This window comes from Oerskovia sp. NPDC056781, from assembly GCF_042789955.1.
Lineage (GTDB): Bacteria > Actinomycetota > Actinomycetes > Actinomycetales > Cellulomonadaceae > Oerskovia > Oerskovia rustica.
Map to the genome: position 1 here is coordinate 1 of NZ_JBHUAD010000384.1, position 1,933 is coordinate 1,933.

General features: G+C 70.5%; 1 protein-coding gene. It reads left to right on the forward strand.

The features are described 5' to 3' along the window. The first annotated feature begins 166 nt into the window (after window positions 1-166). A complete protein-coding gene (locus tag ACFRCR_RS18580; protein ID WP_377679663.1) occupies window positions 167-1,843 on the forward strand; it encodes a glycoside hydrolase family 10 protein in 1,677 nt (558 codons plus the stop codon). Window positions 1,844-1,933 lie beyond the last annotated feature (90 nt).

Here is a 1,933-nt window from a genome sequence, read left to right on the forward strand (position 1 = left end):
GCCTCAACCCCGTTCTCGTCCGCTGGTCGGCCGCCTGGTCGACCGGCCTGGTCGGCCGGCCGGGCCCGCCGGCCGGGCCCGCCGGCCAGGCTGGCGGCAGATTCCTTCACAAATGAGGAGAACTGTGAAATTCTCTTCCATGCATCGGACCCGTACCAACGGAGGCATGGACATGACGCACCACCCGAGCGACCCCACCGCGGTCGCCCCCGCTCCCACCACCCCCTCGCCCGAGACCACGGGCCTCGGCCGCCGCGGTTTCCTCACGCTCGCGACCGCCGGCATCGCGGCCAGCACGCTGAGCGTGACGATCGGCTCCTTCTCCCCCGCCGCGGCCGCGACGGCACCCGTCGCGGCGACGGGAGCTACGCCGTCGGGCCCTGTGCCGCGCAAGCGCGAGCTGCGCGCCATGTGGATCTCGAGCGTCGTCAACATCGACTGGCCCTCGGCCGCCGGGCTGAGCGCCGAGCAGCAGAAGGCCGAGTACCTGCACTGGCTCGACGTGGCCGAGCAGTACCGGCTCAACGCCGTGTTCGTGCAGGTCAGGCCGACGGCCGACGCGTTCTGGCCCAGCCCCTACGAGCCGTGGTCGCAGTACCTCACGGGCACCCAGGGCAAGGACCCCGGCTACGACCCGCTCGCGTTCGTCGTCGAGGAGTCGCACAAGCGCAACATCGAGATCCACGCCTGGTACAACCCGTACCGCGTCTCGATGCAGGCGGACCCCGCCCAGCTCGTCCCCGAGCACCCGGCCCGCCGGCACCCCGAGTGGGTGTGGGCCTACGGCGGCAAGCTCTACTTCGACCCCGGCCTGCCCGAGGCGCAGGAGCACATCCAGCGCGCGATCCTGCACTCGGTCGAGAACTACGACCTCGACGGCGTGCACTTCGACGACTACTTCTACCCCTACGCGGTCGCGGGCCAGACCATCCCCGACGCGCACACCTACGCGACGCACGGCGCGGGCTTCGCGACGGTCGAGGAGTGGCGCCGCCACAACGTCGACACGTTCGTGCAGTCCATCTCGCAGCGCATCAAGCAGGTCAAGCCGTGGGTCAAGTTCGGGATCAGCCCGTTCGGGATCTGGCGCAACGCCTCGACCGACCCGCGCGGCTCGGCGACCAACGGCTCGCAGTCGTACGACATGCAGTTCGCCGACACGCGCAAGTGGGTCACCGAGGGGTGGCTCGACTACATCAACCCGCAGATCTACTGGCAGATCGGGCTCGCCGTCGCGGACTACGCGAAGCTCGTGCCGTGGTGGGCCGAGGTCGCGGCCCAGTCCGGCACGCAGCTCTTCGTCGGCGAGGCGCTCTACAAGGTCACGTCGGGCGTCTTCACCGACCCCGCGGAGATGTCGAACCACCTGACCTTCAGCCAGCAGGTCGACGCCGAGGTCGGGCCCGTGCTCGGCAACGTCTACTTCTCGGCCAAGCACGTCCCGGCCGACCCGCAGGGCTCCATGACCCGGGTGCTCGAGGACCACTACCGCCATCCGGCGCTCGTGCCCGCCTCCCCGAAGCTGCCCGCGCAGCCGCTGCGCACCCCGGTCCTCGCGTGGGCCGGGTGGCGCGACGACGGCGTCCGCGTCCACTGGACCGACGCCGGCGGACGCCGCTTCCCCGCGACGTCGTTCGCGATCTACCGCGTCGACGGATGGGTCAGGAAGGTCGACGTCGAGAACCCGGCGCACCTCGTCGCGACGCAGCGCGCCGAGGCGCGAGTCCTGCAGGACTACCTCGACGAGACCGCGCTGCGCGGCAAGAAGTACACCTACGTGGTCACCGCGCTCGACCGCCTGTGGAACGAGTCGCGTCCGAGCGAGGTCCGCTGGTCGGTCTGACGCGGCCCCTGCCGAGGTAGCCGGGTCGAGATCACGATGCCGAGGTAGACCCGTGTGTGCGAGGTAGACCTCCGGGAGGTCTACCTCTGT

Bases quoted from the DNA above. Each gene is read 5' to 3' on its own strand.
- ACFRCR_RS18580 (WP_377679663.1), top strand. From the start codon at position 167: ATGGACATGACGCACCACCCGAGCGACCCCACCGCGGTCGCCCCCGCT.